At 57.8% G+C, this 16,929-nt stretch carries 11 protein-coding genes; 4 read left to right on the top strand and 7 right to left on the bottom strand.

Annotated features, from left to right (window positions below):
* Positions 1–2,796, top strand: coding sequence for a DUF2272 domain-containing protein (locus AC1DM5_RS24540; protein WP_477820536.1), 2,796 nt, complete (start codon positions 1–3; stop codon positions 2,794–2,796).
* Between the two features lie 139 nt (positions 2,797–2,935).
* On the opposite strand, the gene AC1DM5_RS24535 is transcribed toward AC1DM5_RS24540, so the two are convergent.
* The 6 genes from AC1DM5_RS24535 to AC1DM5_RS24510 form a co-directional block, all read right to left on the bottom strand.
* Positions 2,936–4,327, bottom strand: coding sequence for a sigma 54-interacting transcriptional regulator (locus AC1DM5_RS24535; RefSeq protein ID WP_477975898.1), 1,392 nt, complete (start codon positions 4,325–4,327; stop codon positions 2,936–2,938).
* A gap of 837 nt (positions 4,328–5,164) precedes the next feature.
* Complete coding sequence (locus AC1DM5_RS24530; protein WP_477823820.1) at positions 5,165–5,542, bottom strand: type II toxin-antitoxin system VapC family toxin; 378 nt, start codon at positions 5,540–5,542, stop codon at positions 5,165–5,167.
* The gene (locus AC1DM5_RS24525; protein ID WP_477823819.1) at positions 5,539–5,832 is read right to left on the bottom strand and encodes a type II toxin-antitoxin system Phd/YefM family antitoxin; all 294 of its coding nucleotides are present in this window, start codon (positions 5,830–5,832) and stop codon (positions 5,539–5,541) included. Before AC1DM5_RS24525 ends, AC1DM5_RS24530 begins: the two co-directional genes overlap by 4 nt.
* Positions 5,833–6,342: 510 nt before the next feature.
* On the bottom strand, positions 6,343–7,338 hold the full coding sequence (locus AC1DM5_RS24520; protein ID WP_477823818.1) for a hypothetical protein: 996 nt from the start codon (positions 7,336–7,338) through the stop codon (positions 6,343–6,345).
* Positions 7,339–7,360: 22 nt separating this feature from the next.
* Positions 7,361–8,359: a hypothetical protein gene (locus tag AC1DM5_RS24515; protein ID WP_477975896.1), complete on the bottom strand. Its 999-nt coding sequence runs from the start codon at positions 8,357–8,359 to the stop codon at positions 7,361–7,363.
* Positions 8,360–8,392: 33 nt separating this feature from the next.
* Positions 8,393–9,400, bottom strand: a complete 1,008-nt coding sequence (locus tag AC1DM5_RS24510; protein WP_477975894.1) for a hypothetical protein — start codon at positions 9,398–9,400, stop codon at positions 8,393–8,395.
* A 442-nt stretch (positions 9,401–9,842) separates the two neighbouring features.
* Here AC1DM5_RS24510 and AC1DM5_RS24505 point away from each other — a divergent pair, with 442 nt between their 5' ends.
* From AC1DM5_RS24505 to AC1DM5_RS24495, 3 genes are all read left to right on the top strand, one after another.
* A complete protein-coding gene (locus AC1DM5_RS24505) occupies positions 9,843–10,133 on the top strand; it encodes an RHS repeat domain-containing protein (RefSeq protein WP_477823815.1) in 291 nt (96 codons plus the stop codon).
* 138 nt (positions 10,134–10,271) lie between these two features.
* A complete protein-coding gene (locus AC1DM5_RS24500; protein WP_477975892.1) occupies positions 10,272–14,786 on the top strand; it encodes an RHS repeat-associated core domain-containing protein in 4,515 nt (1,504 codons plus the stop codon).
* Positions 14,773–15,549, top strand: a complete 777-nt coding sequence (locus tag AC1DM5_RS24495; RefSeq protein WP_477823813.1) for a hypothetical protein — start codon at positions 14,773–14,775, stop codon at positions 15,547–15,549. Before AC1DM5_RS24500 ends, AC1DM5_RS24495 begins: the two co-directional genes overlap by 14 nt.
* Before the next feature lie 180 nt (positions 15,550–15,729).
* Here AC1DM5_RS24495 and AC1DM5_RS24490 read toward each other — a convergent pair whose 3' ends face one another.
* Positions 15,730–16,491, bottom strand: coding sequence for an AAA family ATPase (locus AC1DM5_RS24490; RefSeq protein ID WP_477823812.1), 762 nt, complete (start codon positions 16,489–16,491; stop codon positions 15,730–15,732).
* Positions 16,492–16,929: the final 438 nt, after the last annotated feature.

Below are 16,929 nucleotides of genomic sequence, written 5' to 3'. Positions count from 1 at the left end.
ATGGAAAGATTGTTGCGGTTCAATCCCGAGCCCTTCAGCCCGGAACTGGAATTGGAGAATTTCGAGCATGAGTTCGAAACCGAAGCGGATATGGAAGAGGAGTTCCGCGGCCGCGGCGGGATGAAAGGGTCGATGCGACCTTACCGCGCCTCAGGACCTTCGCCGCGTTACAATATGCCACCGCGCATGCCGGTGCGGGCATCCGTCTCCCGTTCCCAGTTTCGCACGGGGCAGGGCCGTTTCGCTGGTCAGACGGGTGCGTCCTTCCGAACATCGGGAGGTGGTTTCCGGCCATTTCGCAAGGCCGGCGGCCAACAAGGTCATCCCTGGGCGAAGCACCACGGCCAGCGCCATTTCGGTCGTGGCCATGGCGGCTGGCGCAATCCCTGGAGGGACGCGATCTTAGCTCCGGCAACCTTCTATGACGGCGCCATGCCGTCCGATTTCGTAAGCTGGATCCAATCAAGCCTCAACGATCAGCTCGGCCTTCGCCTGCCTGTCGACGGCATCATGTCGGCTGCCACGCGCAGCGCCGTGCGCAGTTTCCAGGAGCGGCAGGGATTGCCCGTCACCGGACTGGTCGGACCGGAGACCCAGGCTGTTCTGAGACAGGTTGCAGGAGGCGCCGGTGCCATGGGGGCGCCGGGCCCGACTGCCGGACCTCCCGCGGAACCAGTTCCGCCAGCCCCTGAGCAGCCTCCGGCCGATTCCGCATCAGAACCCGCCGATGGCGCAGCACCGGGCGAGCTGGAATTCGATGTCGAGGCCTATCATCCGCAGCGTCGCCGCAAGCGGCCGGCGAGCAGCAAAACGAAACCCGCACCGGCTCCAGGCCCCGCCCCTCTGCCGGCCGCGGCGATTGCGGCGAATGCGGCAAGCATCGCCCAGAAGCAATTCGTTCTCTGGGACAAGGGCAAGCTCTCTGAGACACAGAGCCGGGCGCTGCCGATGCTCCAGGACTACTGGAAGACCGGGCTTGGCATCAGCTACACGACCACCCAGCTCGCCTCACCGGCCTTCCAGAAGGCGCATTACTGGAGTGCCGCCTTCATCAGCTGGGTCATGCGCAAGGCCGGAGCCGGCAAAGCCTTCAAATATGCGGCCTCCCACTCGGTCTATTTTGCCGCCGCGCGCAAAAACCGCGCCGAAAACAATGACAATCCCTTCAAGGCCTACCGTCCGACCGAGATCGCGCCGCGACCGGGTGACCTGATCTGCAACTGGCGCGACAAGCCGGTCACCTATGACAGCGTCAAGCCGGGCGATCCCGGCCATTGCGACGTGGTCGTGGCCGTCAAGCCGGATCATCTGCTGGCGATCGGCGGCAACAAGGGCAGTAACGGCACCGTCCTGATGGTCAAAGTGCCAATCGATGCAAATGGCCGCCTGAAGGGCGCCAAGTTCTACGGTATCATCCGCGCCGAGGACGCGGGCGGATCCGTCAAGCCCGGACCCTCCCCCCAGCCTCAGCCTTCTCCGGGGCCCGGTCCCTCCGTCGTGCGGCTGCCTAACGTCGCCGCCCCACCGGTGACCAGGACCGAACACGTGCCGCCGGCAACGACACTCTATGCCAGGATCGACCTTTCCATCGTCGACAAGTTCGGCATCAAGGCCGAGCCGATGACCGGCATCTTCGTTCCCAACGGCTTCGTTAGTGGCCGCGGCACGGACATCGTTCTCTGGCTGCATGGCCATAAGGGCGACAGCAACCGTCGGCTCACCATCGATCAGTATTGGAATGCGAGCCGCGTGCACTACGGCGCCTTCCGCGAAGGCGTGAACGACAGCGGTCGCAACATTGTGCTGGTCGCTCCCACACTTGGTGCACGTTCTGAGGCAGGCACTCTGGTCAAGGCTGGCGGGCTGGACAGGTTCCTGGCTCAGGTCCTGGGCGTCCTGGGGCAGGGCGTGCCGTCTGCACTCGGCAATCTCATTCTCGCCTGCCATAGCGGTGGCGGCTCGCCAATGCGGCGCATTGCCGGCGGGAGCGACAAGGCCCTTGCAAACCTGCGCGAGTGCTGGGGGTTCGATTGCACGTATAATGGCGGCGACGACAGCTTCTGGGCCGATTGGGCCAAAAGGCGTCCGAGCGCGCGTTGTTTCATCTACTATATCAAGGGGTCGCCCACGGCGAAGCTGGCGGAATCCTTGCGCAATAAAGGCGTTGCCAACGCGATCGTCCTGCCGTCCAAGGACGGACGCCACAACTACGTCCCCATAACCCATTGGAAGGAGCGCCTTCAGGGAGCCCCGTACCTACAGATGCGCGGTTCACCAGGCCCGGCGCCATCGCCGCAACCAGTGCCGCAACCAGTTCCTTCCGGCGAACCGAATGACCTGAAATCGCTGAGCCACGCCGAGTTCATCGAATTCGTCGGCGTAAGGGCCCGCAAGGCGATGGCCGCGACCGGAGTGCCGGCTTCCGTCACGGTGGCGCAGGCCATCGTCGAAACGGGCTGGGGCAAACACACGATCGGCTCGGCCAAAAATCTCTTCGGCATCAAGGGCAAAGGCCCGGCGGGCAGTGTGACCATGCCGACCAAGGAATATGTCAAAGGACAATGGGTTACGATCCAGGCTGCTTTCGCCAAATATAACAGCTTCGAGGAGAGCATTACCGACCATGCGCGCTTCTTCCTGCGCAACAAGCGATACGCCAAGGCCCTCAGCGTGAAAGACGACGCCGAAGCATTCGCACGCGAGATCCACAAGGCTGGATATGCGACAGGCCCGGACTACGCCACCCAGCTGATCAAGATCATGCGCCAGAACAACCTGCGTCGCTTCGATAACTAGGCTTGGATCAGGCTGCACCTGTTTGTCCGATAGCGGCAAGATCCCTGCCGCTATCGTGGGTCGTTGAAAATTCATGACATTTGCGCTGACGTCGGGTGTTTGCCGCATCGCAGCGCTATCGACGCAATGACCGGAACGATCAGTTGATCGGTCGGACGTCGTCAATTCGCCTATCTGGAAGGTCGCGCGTGTTGGCTCGACGGATCTGCAGGGCCCGATCCGTGACGCCTAGCCGTTGAGCTGCTTTCTGCAGGCTGCCATTCTCAAGGCGCGTCGCGCATCGAATGGCGCAGTCTTCGGCAGCCCGTCCGATTTCCTTCAGCCCGACGCCGAGCAGCACCGCCCGCTGGATTAGCGTCTCGAAACTATCATCGGGCCAATCCTGGAGCTTGGCAAGGTCGGCGGGGCGCTCATTGCGGGGGACGTAGCCGATGCTGATGATGCCGTCATCGGCGCAACGATACATCAGGCGGGCGATGACCTGTTGGAGGTCCCTGATATTGCCCGGGTAGCTGCGCTCCATCAGGTATCGGCACACGGCATCGTCGAGAACCGGAGGACGCTTTGAGCCGCACATCCTGCGAATGAAATAATGCGCGAGCGGGATGATGTCTTCGGTCCGCTCCCGAAGCGGTGGCAAGCGTGTCACGAAGCCGGCAATGCGAAAATAGAGATCGGCGCGGAAAGTGCCTTGTTCGACCATGTCGGCAAGATCGCGGTTGGTGGCGCAGACAAGCCTGAAGCGCGTGTGGTGCCAGATACTGCCGCCCACGCGCTTGTAGGCATGCTCCTGGATGACGCGCAGGAGCTGGGCCTGCAGCGTAAGAGGAAGTTCACCGACTTCGTCGAGAAACAGCGTGCCGCCATCCGCCAGGGCGAATGCACCCTGGCGATCGTTCAGCGCTCCGGTGAAGGCGCCGCGCTCATGGCCGAAAAATTCGCTTCCCGACAGTTCCGGAACGATGGTCGAGCAATCGAGGATCACCATGTCGCGCTTTTGAGGACGCGGATCGAGCGCGTGGATAAGCCTTGCCGTTACTTCCTTGCCTGTGCCGCTTTCGCCCATCAAAAGAATCGGGGTGTCACCGAAATGGGCGGTTTCGGCGATGTCACGCAGAAGGCTGCGCCATTGGTGGCTATTGCCCACCACAAGGTCACCCAGGACGGATTTTTCAAAGAGCTGGTCGATTGATAGTTTCCGTTGGAAGCGCGCCTTTATCTGAGACGCGACCTTGCCGACGTCGCTCCAGTAGATGACGTCGGCAGCGCCTGCCCACAGCAAAGGCCAGCCTGCCATTTGTGAAAGACTGCCCGATGCCATGACGACCGCGATCACATGGTCCTTGTCGCTACGAAAGGGAAATTTTGCAGCTCCCAGGGGAGGCGCGATGAAATACAGGCCTAGACACCCCTGATCTGCGCCATCCGGCGGCATGACTACGATGCCTTCCTTTGTCAGAGCAACCGCGATCTGTGCTTTCAGATCGTCGGCAATCTCCCCCGAGTACTGCACCCAGCAATTCGCTTTCATGGCTATTGCTCCTGCGCGAGGGGAAGGGATTTTCCAACGACCGGCCCTTGTGATGAACGAAAGCGACGGAGCTTGGACGAGAGACAATCCCTTTCCGGACACGAAACAGTTCTTCGCGACAATGTCAGTAGATCAGATATGAAATGACGTCTGTGAGGCCTACCTGGATAGCGATGATGGCTTATCTGCCATTTGCGGCGCTAAACGCGCAAGCCACTCCTGCACGCATTCAGCCGTTAAGGGTCGGCCCCCGGGGAAGGGGCAGGCCTGTTTTCGCGTGGGGGCGGATCTCTAAAAAAACCAGGTCACTGCATGACATGCTCGCAATCACAGCATTGCACTCAGGGCGCGGTGAACCTTAGGTCCAATCACGACAGTTTCGGCTCGACGGCCAATTTCAAGATGACGTCATTACGAGCAATAAAGCGGTAATACCAAGCTGCCGCTGAGCAGCAGACCCCTCCCAGCAGATGATAAACCCAACCCTGACGAAGTATATAATAAGCTGTCACGGTCAAAACGTCTACTATAGGTGGGCATTTTTAATGAATCTTCTAGAAGTTCAAAAAACACCGAACGGGTCGATCGTGGGAAGGTCCGCTGATGGGATACGCCGCCGAAAAGGAGCATGTGCCACATCGGCGACGCATGTCCAAATTGCTCAACTGATGGCTGATCGATGGCAATGCTACCGGTCTCGACCGGATCAAGCGGGATTGAAACGTCAACCTGGTCATAGGTTTGACGAAGCCTTCAAATCAATCACTATCGATACCAAGTTTCAGGGCCGAACGGCAGGACGACTTGCCTAAAATATGAGCGGCTCTGGCAAACTTCCTACCAAATCCGCTCATGCAAGACGGCATCGAATGCCTGGTCGAGGGAAACGAAGGCACAGTGTTCCAGTCGTGCCTGGGCAGCGAGGATGCGATCCCACGGGTCGCGGTGATCCCAGTCAAAACTTGCTGCGAGTTCGGCGTGCAAATCGCTGATGGCAATAGTCTGCATGCCGCTGCTCGTGACGGCCGCCCGCAGTTCTTGAGGTTCGAGATCCAGTTTCTTAAGCCGCATCTTGCTGTTGAGCTCATAGAATGACACGGCGCTGACCAGTACGGTGTTTGCCTTGTCTTCGATCAAGGAGCGTGCAGTAACTGACAGGCGTTCGCTCCCGATTGTCCACCAATAGACAGCGCGACTATCGAGCAGAAGTTTCATTGCGACCGGCCACCGTCGTTCGGCTTGCCTTGCCATATGCCGATATCGTCACTGAAATCGCCGGCATCGATTGCGGCTTGTGCGTCATCGGTTTCGTTGAAGATATTGTCAGGTAGATTGCGGTGACGCAGGAGGCCAAATGGGCGACGGCCGCCCGTGTCGGCGGGGCCGATACGGGCATAGACCTGATTGCCACGCATGATGATGATTTCTTGGCCTTGATTGGCGCGTTCGAGCACCTCGGCGAAATTCTTGCGGGCTTCGCTGATCTTGTACGTCGACTGGGGCATTCAAAGCGCTCCGAAAATCGATCATGATGCCAATATATAGGCGAGATACCCATTAGTACAAACTATTTGTACAAATTTAGTCAGGCTTGCGCCACACGTGTTGTTGTCCGCGATCCTGAAGCTTCCTTCCGGCCCGTCCTCAGTTCACTTGCGCCCTCAAATCCCTCACTATCGATACCTGACTGGGCGAGGGGCGTCTCAAGAGGCTCGATATGTGAGCATGCCGTCAAAGCCGCGACGCTCATGGCCGAGATGAAGTGCTTCGGGTTCATCGCCCGGATAAAGCGCTCTGCGCTTTGTATTTCAAGTTACTAATAGTTCACATTCTGGCGATGGCGAAATAACCCAGTCGCGTGGAACCAGCTCGAACGTATTCACCAAAGTGTGGTCAACGGCCTTCAATGAGCGGGGCCGGACAACGATCTCGACGCGTTTCAACTGTTCGCTTAACAAGAGCAAAGAAATTGCAAAGAGCGTTTGGACGCGGTATCGCATGCCAAACCGCGGTAACTAAAGGCTGACCACATTCCATGAGAGGACGTGGAACGTCAACGGCCAAGCTTGCGTGGTGTTTGCGCCAAACACTATTGCCGGTCCGAGCTTGTTCAGGTTGACGAGGGCAGAACTCGCCGCAATCGAATAGGCTGGTATGAAGAATTCACCGTCGCGCGAGAAGGACCAGATCAGGTTCGTTCCGTCATAGGTGAGGCGCTGCCAGATCGGCTGTGCGGGGTGAGGAAATCCAATGTCCACGATCTCGACATCAGTGACACGCGTGTTCAACCCGATCCCGCCATTCAGAACGAAATAATCGAAACGGTAAGCGCCTTGGCGGCCGCCTATTCCGAATTCGACGCTTCTGTTGTTCGCGACATCCCTGACGGCGATCGATGGAAGGTTGTAATTGGAAATGCTGCCGGTATAGACCCCGAGCATCGTCGCCTGCCAACGTCCTGCAGGCGCATCCATTTCCGCCATCATCGCCGTGCCATTGACGATCGCCGTCGCTGACAGGACCATTCCCCGCGCTGTTGCCGCAATAGCCGCACCTGTCGGCGGAGTCGTCGATGTCCGCAAGGTAAAGTTGGCCGCCGTCGGCTTAACGACCGCTGCGCCATTCAGCCAGTCGGCACCACCACCGCCCAGCGTTCCCGTTGTCGAAATCGTAACGCCGCCCGGGGAGTTGGCAATTGCAATGCCCGCTCCCGCAGTCAGGTTCGCGGCGGCAGGCACGCCTGAGGATCCGATCAGAACCTGACCATTGGTCAGAGGGCCCACGGAGGAAAACCCGCCGCTGCCGTTGTTCAACTGCAGGCTATTGGCCGAACCTCCAGGGGCAACGGCGTTGAGGCAGCCGACGATCGCATTGAAGTCGGCCGTCACCGGCGCACTATCAACGATGCCACCGTTGACGATCTGGTTTGGTACCGTGCAGGCCGCCTCCGCAGCGCCGGTGCTAACCGCAAAGAGAAGCCCGATAGACATCAGAGAAAGGCTCTTGGACATGACAACGCTCCTGCAGCAGGGGTCAGTTCGCGACGAGGTTCCAGGACAGCACATGGTAACCGGAATTCCAGGTTGGATGGGTTGGCTGGTAGAAGGTGACTGAAGGACCGATGGTGCTGAGGTTGGTGAGGTAGTCGGTCGCCGAAATTGTGTAGACCGGTGTGAAATTCTCGCCATCGCGGGAAAATGACCAGGTCAGATTGGTGCCATTGCGTGCCAATCTCACCCAGGCCGGCTCGCTTGGGGTCGAGAAACCCGCATCTTGAATCACCACGTCGCTGACATAGGCATTGAGCCCTATGCCACCCGTCGAACGATTGTAGTCAAATCGGTAGCCGCTACCATTACCGTCGACGGTAAAGGACACGGCCCGGTTCAAGACAGAATCGCGGATCGTTATGCCCGGCGAGATATACGACGAAATCGGCCCGGTATAGACGGCCAGCATGGTCGCCTGCCAATTGCCAGTGGGAAGGGGCACTTCCGCCATCATCGCCCTGTTGTCGGCGATAGTGCCGGCCGACAGCAGCATACCGCGCGTGGTCGCGCTGACGGCGGCGCCCGATGGAGGTGTCGTCGACGTTTGAAGGGTAAACGCCGAGGCGGTTGGCTTGACGACCGCGGCCTTATTGAGCCAGTCGACGCTGGAGCCTGTCCCACTACCGGTTGCCGTGACTGTGATCGAGGCGGGACCGTTGGTGATCGCTATTCCAGCGCCGGCAGTCAGCGAGCCGGCCTGCGGCGGATTGCCCGTCGACCCGATGATAGTCTGACCATCGCCGAGCGCAACGCCACCAAGAGTGCCGCTTCCGGAATTAAATTGAACTGCGTTGGCGGGGCCGGCCGGCGCCTGGTCATCCGCGCAGCCTGCAAGCGCGGAAAAGTTCGCCATCACCTTCGCTGCATCGGCAACGTCCCCGGCGACAAGCTGATTGGGCAGGGTGCATTGCGCGTAGGCCGCAGTGGATCCGGTGCCAAGCAATGCGATGAGGGTAGATGCGGTGAACAAAGCCTTATGCATGGAAAATCCTCGCGTCCGTATGGCGTGCCCGGATCAAAGACTGACGAGCTGCCAGGAGAGAATGTGATAGGCCGATGGCCAGCCCGCCTGAGTGGGCTGTTGGAACAGGGTCGCGGGGCCGACACGATCAAGGTTCGTCAAACTGTCGTTGGCAAGGACGGTAAAGGCGGTGCTGAACACCTCGCCGTCGCGGGAGAAGGACCATGATAAATTGGTCCCGTCATAGGTCAGGCGCGACCATATTGGTTGAGATGGCGGCGGAAGACCGACATCCGTGGTGGTCGTCTGTCCGAGTACGGTATCGAGGCCTTGTCCTCCGATCGTGCGCGTATAGGCGAAGAGGTAGCTTGTCGTACTGGCCCCGCCAATCCCGAATTCGACTGCACGGTGATTGATCGAGTCGCGAACCGCAATGGTCGGCAGGTTGAACGTTGTGAGCGGTCCGGAATAGACCGCAAGCATGGTGGCCTGCCAGCGGCCGGCCGGTGTCGGCGTTTCGCCCATCAAGGACGTGCCGTTCGCATTCGAGCTTGTACGCAGCGCCATTCCGCGGCTGGTTGAAACGAGCGATGCACCAGCCGGGGCAGTCGTTGAGGTGAGAAACGAAAATGCGCTGACGCTGGGGCGAATGACAGCCGCTTCATTCAGCCAATCAACGCTGTTTGCAGAACCACTACTCGTTGCGGTGATCGTTATGTTGCCCGGCCCATCCGTAATGGCGATACCAGGCCCGGCCGTCAGCGCCTTGGCTTGAGGCGCGCCGCCGGTCGTTCCGATCGGTAGCTGCCCGTTAGTGAAAGACAGTCCGCTAAGGCTCCCGGCGGGCGTCTTATACTGCAGCGAGTTCGCCGTGCCGGCGGGTGCTGCTGCGTCCGCGCAGCCGGCAACAGCAGAAAAATCCTGCATCAGCTGGGTCGCGTCGGCGGTCTGACCGTTGGAGAGGACGTTGGGAACAGTGCAGGCGGCGCCGGCCGGCGACGCGCTTAGCCCCAGAACGGCGGCCAGAGCGATACACAGCGCAAAGTTGCATTCCGGGCGCATCGGGTTTTGTCCTTGTCGAGGAGGATGAAAGCAAAACTACAGGCAAAAGCTGCATTTTTCTTTGCACGGTTAAAGCAATCTGGTCAACTGCGGAAACGTAGCATCAGTAACAAAAATTCGTTTCAATGCTGTTGATCTAACGATATAGGGATCAGCACTCCAGAAATCCGAGAATTTCCAGATTTTAACGCGCAATAATGTTTCGAAAACGCCGATTTTTTCGGGTTGTAATTGTATTTATTCTGTGAGAATGCTGACTGCACGCAGAAATACTGAAATGTTGTCGCCCAAAGCAGGGAAGAAAGTCCTCTGCAGTGACCTGTATCGCCGCGGAAGCTAGTACTTGAAACTCAAATACTCAAGATGCAGGTCGGCAGGCAGTAAACAAATTTTCACAGGAATGCCCCCTATGATTGTACGGTTCTCCCTGCAGGTCATTGTAATGTTTGCACTTTTAGCGAGCGCTCTGCCGGCGCTCGCCGATACCAAATCAACGCAGTTCGGTTACGACGCGAATGGGCGGCTGACGACTGGCCGCTACGAGGGTTCCAAATGCGTCCTGTGGGCCTACGACCCTAACGGCAATCGCACCTCCCAGCAGACCGTCACGACAGCGGCATCCCCGCCGATCTGGGGACAGGTCAATTGGGGAGGGGTGAACTGGACCAGCGGTGCGTCGAACGCGATCTGGGGTTCCGGTTCGTGGGGCTGCATTCTTTGGACGCCGCCCTGATCAGGTCTCACCCCTTTTCCTCTGATGCCTTCCGACGTCTCACGAGAGAGCTGATCGATGTCTGTATTCAAATCCGTCACCGTTGGGCTATTTATCGCGGGGTTGATCGCCGCTGGAACCGGGGCGACCGCCGCGCCTTTGTCGTCGATCGCCATGCCGACAATTGCTGGGCTGCATGAGCCGCTGGTCGTCACGAAGGCCACGAGTGCGACGGAAGACACGGCGCTTTCCGCGGCACTGGATGCGTTCAAAAATCGAAGCGATCCGTCCGACCTCTCAAGCCTAACCGAATTTCTTGCGCGATATCCCCACAGTGGCTGGGCGAGCGGCTTATGGACAAATATCGGCTTGTCCTATCTGCACGACGGCTATTTTTCGCGCGCGATCGAGGCCTGGCAAAACGCTTGGACCGAGGGCGCTGATGCCGCTTCACCCGAGGCGCGCGTTTTGGTCGATAGGGCGATCGGCGAGCTTGCAGGACTTGAAGCCAATCTTGGAAAGTCCGATGACCTGACAGCACTCTTCGACCGCTTGGGTCAGAGGAAAGTCTCCGGCCCTGCGACGGAGTCGATCCAGTCCGCACGCGAAATGCTGACGCTCGTGAAGTCCGATCCGCGCCACCTGTTCAATTGCGGCCCGCTCGCGTTGCGGGCATTGATGCTGGCGGTGAATGCGGACCCGAATACGCTGAACTTTTTGCAGTTCTACAATGCCGGCCCGGAAGGAACGACGCTCTCCGAACTCGGCGGTCTCGCAGACCGCCTGAAGCTCAACTATCGTTTCGTCGAGCGCGCGCCGGGTGAGCCCGTCCCTTTCCCGTCCATCGTTCATTGGAAAGTCGGTCACTTTGCCGCGATCGTCGGTAAGGAGAACGGACGCTATCATGTCCGGGACGCTGTCTTCCCGAGTGCCGATATCTGGGTGACGCCGCAAGCGCTGGACGCCGAGGCGAGCGGCTATTTCATGGTGCCCAAGACGGCCGCCTCAGACGCGAGCTGGAAAACGTTGACGTTCGCCGAAGCCGGCACGGTCCGCGGGAAGGGTCCGACAAACGGGACGCGACCCGGCGGTGCCGGCGATCCTGAAGCGGGCGGCGGCGGCCCGAACCCGCCTGATCCTGGTCTACCCGGCAATCCTCCGGGGCCTCCGGCTTTTGGTGGCGGCGCTGGAGGAGGTGCGGGGGGCGTAGGTGGATCTGGCGGCTCGGGTGGAGCCGGCGGGCCGGGTGGCCAATGCCGTGCGCCTCTCTGCGTGGTGAACATCAAGGAGTCGAGCGTCAGCGTAGCGTTGTCGGATCAGCCAGTAGGCTATGTGCCGCCGATTGGCCCTTCGATGAAAGTCAACATCAGCTACAACCAGCGTGAGGACAGCCAGCCGGCGAACTTTGATTACTTCAACATCGGACAGAAGTGGTCGATGAACTGGTCGAGCTACGTCATCGATGATCCGGCCAATCCAGGCGCGAACGTCTCGCGCGTCATGGGTGAGGGCGGCGCGTTCTATTACAGCGGCTATGACGCGGTTCGAAGGACCTTTGCCGCGCAGGACACCGACGGCTCGATCCTCTCCATAGTGTCCCAGTCGCCGGTCCGTTATCGTCGCCAGCTACGCGATGGTGGAATGGAAATCTATGAGCAGGCGGATGCCACCACCGCTTACCCTCGAAAGGTCTTTCTCAGCCAGGTCATAGATCCGCAAGGCAACGCGGCGACGCTTCACTATGACAGCCAGAAGCGGCTGACCTCGATCACCGACGCTGTCGGACGGGAGACGACCTTCAGCTATGAGGTGCCGGGCAGGCCGCTGCTCGTCAGCAAGATCTCCGATCCCTTTAAGCGTAGCGCCACGCTGGCCTACGATGGGATGGGCCGTCTGATCTCGCTCACCGACATCATCGGCCTGACGTCGAGCTTCACCTACGACGCCAATTCGTTGATCGACAGCCTCACCACCCCATATGGCACGACCCGGTTCAGCTATACCGCTCCTGGAACCGCAAGCCCGCCCCGTTTCGTGCAGATCACCGATCCACTCGGCAACAAGGAGCGCGAGGAGTGGCTTGAGCCGGCGCCGATCCCGGCAAGCGATCCAGCCGGGACCGTCCCGGTCGGCATGCCGCTTCCGCTGACGAATGCCTATTTGACTTACCGCAACAGTTTCCATTGGGACAAAAGCGCCTATGTGGCAGCGGGATGCACGGATACAGGCGGCTGCGACTACACGAAGGCCAGAATACGGCATTTCGTCCATATGCCGGGGACGTCGATCAAAGGCACCGCAATTGAGAGCCAGAAATATCCGCTGGAGAACCGGGTCTGGTACACATATCCTGGCCAATCCGGTTCCACGGGAACCCTCTATGGCGGCACCTACGATCGACCGACGGCAATCGGACGGGTTCTGGATAACGGCACGTCGCAGATCAGCACGTTCGACTACGATAGCAGCGGGAATATCACCCGGGCGACAGACCCATACGGTCGCACGACCTACTACGCCTACACAAATGGCATCGATATTGCCGCCGTCAGTCAGGCAAGCGAATTCGGAACTCGGGCGACGCTTGCCCAATATCTCTACAACAAGCAGCATCGACCGATCTACTATGCGGATGCGGCCGGTCGCGCGACGACCTACGCCTATAACAGCGTTGGCCAGATTACATCGCTAACGAACGCTCTCGGCGAGCAGACGACCTATCAATACGACGCAAATGCGAACCCTGCTTCGACGGTCAATGCCAATGGCGCAACGGCCGCAAGCTACACCTATGATGCCTTTGCTCGTGTGAGGACTTACACCGATTCCGAAGGCTGGACCGTCACCTTCGATTATGACGCTGCCGATCGTCTGACGCGGATCACCTATCCCGATGGGACATCGGCGCGCTATACCTATCAGCGCCTGGAGCTTGTTGCGTACAAGGATCGCGAGGGACGCTCCTGGCAATATCAATATGACGCCAATCGACGCCTCATCGCCGTCATCGATCCACTGCGTCAGACCACCAAAACCGGTTATGATCCGTCCGGCAATCTGACGTCGCTCACCGATCCCAAAGGAAATGTGACGTCGTGGTTTTACGACGTCCAGGATCGGCAGACGTCGAAAAAATATGCCGACAACAGCACGGTCACGTACACTTACGAGACGACGACCAGCCGCCTGAAGAGCGCACTCGATGCGCTCGGCCAGACGAAGCAATATTCATATGCCATCGACGACAATTTGAGTGGGCTCACCTACTTCACTGCCGTCAATTCGACGCCGAACGTCACGTTCACCTACGATCCTTATTTCGCGCGGCTTGCGACGATGACCGATGGCGTCGGCGTCACCAGCTACGCTTACAATCCGTCGTTCGTCGACGGTGCTGAGCAGCTTGCCCAGGAGTGCTTCACGGCGAACGGAGCGACAGGTTGCTCGCATACGATCAGCTATGGCTATGATGCCTTGAGGCGTTCGGTGAGCCGGCAGATTTCCGGCAGCGGACCAGAGACCTTTCAGCATGATGCGATTGGACGTGTCACCAACCACTCCAGCGATCTTGGCGCCTTCGAGCTCAGCTATCTTGGACAGACGCAGCAGCTGACGGTTCGTCAGCTACTCCCCGCCACCTCCCCCCTGAAGACGACTTGGAGCTACCTTGATAATGTCCACGACCGGCGGCTTGCGGGGATCGCCAATACCGGCTTAACCGCTGGGCAGTTCACGAATTTCACGTTCGAAACAACACCGGAAAATTTCATCTCAGGTATAACCCAAGCAAGTGACACCGTCGTCGCCGAGCCGAGTCCCCCTGCGCAAAATGTCTCCTTCAACACACTGAATGAGATTACCGAAGTTTCCGGGCAGACGTACAATTACGACCCTAACGGTAATCTGCTGGCTGACAGCGAGCACACTTATTCCTGGGATGCGGATAATCGGCTTGTCGGCATTGAATACGCCTCGCAACCAGGCAGGCAGACGCGCTTTTCGTATGACGGATTTGGCCGTCGCGTTACAATCGAGGACCTTCCGACGACAGGTGGCAACGCGATCACTTCGAAATACGCTTGGTGCGGCAGTGAGCTTTGCCAATCGCGCAACGCCGCTTACGCCGTCACACGGAGCTATGTGGCCGAGGGCGAATATAAGTATGGCACCGTAGATCCCACCCTTTTCTATGGTCTCGACCAGATAGGGTCAGTTCGTCGCGTATTTGAGAGTTCCACGAGCGCTCCGGTGTTTGACTACGATCCTTATGGGGTGCCGCTTCCAAAAGCGGCGCAATTGACGGACTTCGGTTTCGCACACACAATGGACAGCATTGACAGTGGCATTCGGCTAACACTTTTTCGTGCTTACGATCCAAGTGTCGGACGGTGGGTTTCACGCGACCCGGCTGGCGAACTTTATTCTGGCGTCAATCTCTTCGCCTATGTGGAGAATGAACCGCTCAATCGTGTTGATCCTTTCGGCCTCTGCAGTCCGGGTGAGGGACGTTGGGGCCCCCGCTGCGATGGACCCAACTCTACGTGTAAGGACAGCCCAGGTTATCGATTCCAAAGTGGACAATTTCCTGATCCCAAAGCCCCTGGTAGATTCATATGTGCTAACTGCTTCTTCAAAAGCAATGGATATAGGCCAACAGCTGATGACGCCGAGTAATACTCAATTTGACCCGAATGTATTGTTCGCGGATGACGGTGAAGCACCATCACGGGCGTCAGGTCGCTCCGAAGATGAATTTGGGATGATTCGAGACGGGCGGAAGGCGATGGCAGTTTACACCTTCCCATACGCGCAAAAGTTCGAGGGTGAAGAGAAAGAAATATCAAACGCCGCATTATCAATGGGCTTAACGGTGTCGCGAGAGACATTTACAAATCCGCTCGGGCCGCCCAATACAAATCTAATTTTTGTTGCCCGTCCGGAGCAGACTTGGCGGTTTGACGTATATATGAAGCTTCAAAAGGTTCTATACGAATACGGATGGTCTAATGGTGCGGAATACCTAGAAAGTTACATTTTGGGATATTCTGCAGATGAAACTACGGCTTGGATGGAGAGGACAATTGAAAGAAGACTGAGCTGGAAGGGAACAACGACGTATATATTACTTCCTGAAGATTCCATTGATAAAATCGATGCACTTGGCAGGAGAGCCTTTCCTCCGGGCGAAATAGAATACACGCTATTTTTTTCTCGAAGCTATAGAAGATTGAAGAAAGATGCGCTCGGCCGGGTTCCAAGTGGGATGACAGTTGCAAGAGTAGCGTTAGAGAATAAGTTCTTTAATAGGATTTTTCGCAACGCGCTTTCCACCACAGATGACATAGTTTCATGCCGCATCGCTGTCGACGAGGGCAAAATTATTAATGCGAGTGTGGTATCTAAGATTGAAATACTGACTAAAGACCGCTGGCGGTAGAGATGGGTGGTTTCAGGTACGCCATCTCTTGTAGGCGCAACAAGTCACGGCTCGACAGTCACTGCAGGATCTCTGCGGTCGGAGTTGTCGTGGAAACAACTTTGATCAGTCTCTCTGCATTGCGAATACCAGCTGCCAAGTCGAAGAAAGTGAAGAACGCCGGCCCCGGTAACGGGCCAGCTAGGTCTCTTTGAGCAGCTTTTCGCTCAAGAAACCTTCCGGGTCGGATAAAAACGCGCTCATTAACGAGAAATGATCCGTCATCCGGTAGTCAATTTCTGACAAACCTTTATCCGTCATGTGCAACAGCCGTGCATTCGGATATGCCATGATAATAGGTGAGTGGGTCGCGATGATAAACTGCGCTTCGTCGGCCACCTCCGCTTCCTGCAATATTCTCAGAAGTTCTATTTGGCGACGCGGCGATAGGGCGGACTCGGGTTCGTCCAAGATGAAGACTCCTCGCCGCCGGCACCTCTCGTGGAAGAACCTCAAGAAACCTTCGCCATGCGAGTAGGAAAGAAAGTCCGGGCCAACTTCATGGCTCTCCCTTGCCGCTTGATCCAGATAGCGAGCGACAGAGAAGAAGGTCTCGGCCTTGAAGAACCAACCGGCAGAGGTTTTAGGAAGCCAACCGCCCACAAGACTTTCGGCCAGAACGCCGCCTGACGTTTCCGCAGCCATTGAATGATCAACAGGACGATACCCATTGCCTCCTCCCGCGTCATCGAATCCAGCCAAAACAGCGATGCCTTCCAGCAGAGTGGATTTGCCCACTCCGTTCTCTCCGACGATGATCGTAATTTGATGGTCAAATTTGAGGCTGAAATCACCTTGCTTGAACAGGGGAAGCGAGAACGGATATGAACCAAATTCGTTCCATGCGCTTTTCATCGATACGGTTCGAAGGTAGGGCGGCCGAGCGCGGCTCGTGCGAGTCATGAGGTGAGGTCTTTACACATTGGAGGCGACGAACAACAACGTGCGGGGAGAGCGACACGCCAAAATGTTAGTAAAGCGTGTAAAGTGTACAGGATCGATCCGCAATCGGCTTCCAAGGCGTTGCATGACTATGAATCCTCTCATGACATTGTTGTCTGGATAGGAGAAGTAATAAGTCGCATAAAGGGTAATCTCCAGTTAAAAGAAGACTTTCGGGCAGGCCGGATTGCAGGGGTCTTGTGGATTTCATGTTTCCCGTCGTCGTCCCGATTACGTTTTCCGCTTCTGTCTGCTGACTTGTCATAAAGGGTGAAGAGACTGGGCGTTGCTTTGAGTGGCGAGAGTATCGCATTGCGATCCCAGCGGAAGCGTCATCAACGCGTCATACGCACGGTGGTGTGAGAATATTATTTTTGTCTATGGACGCTTCTGTCCTGG

Source organism: Rhizobium sp. 01T437, assembly GCF_056398505.1.
Note: the sequence above shows the minus strand (reverse complement) of the source record. Positions and strands in the feature narration are given on the sequence as shown.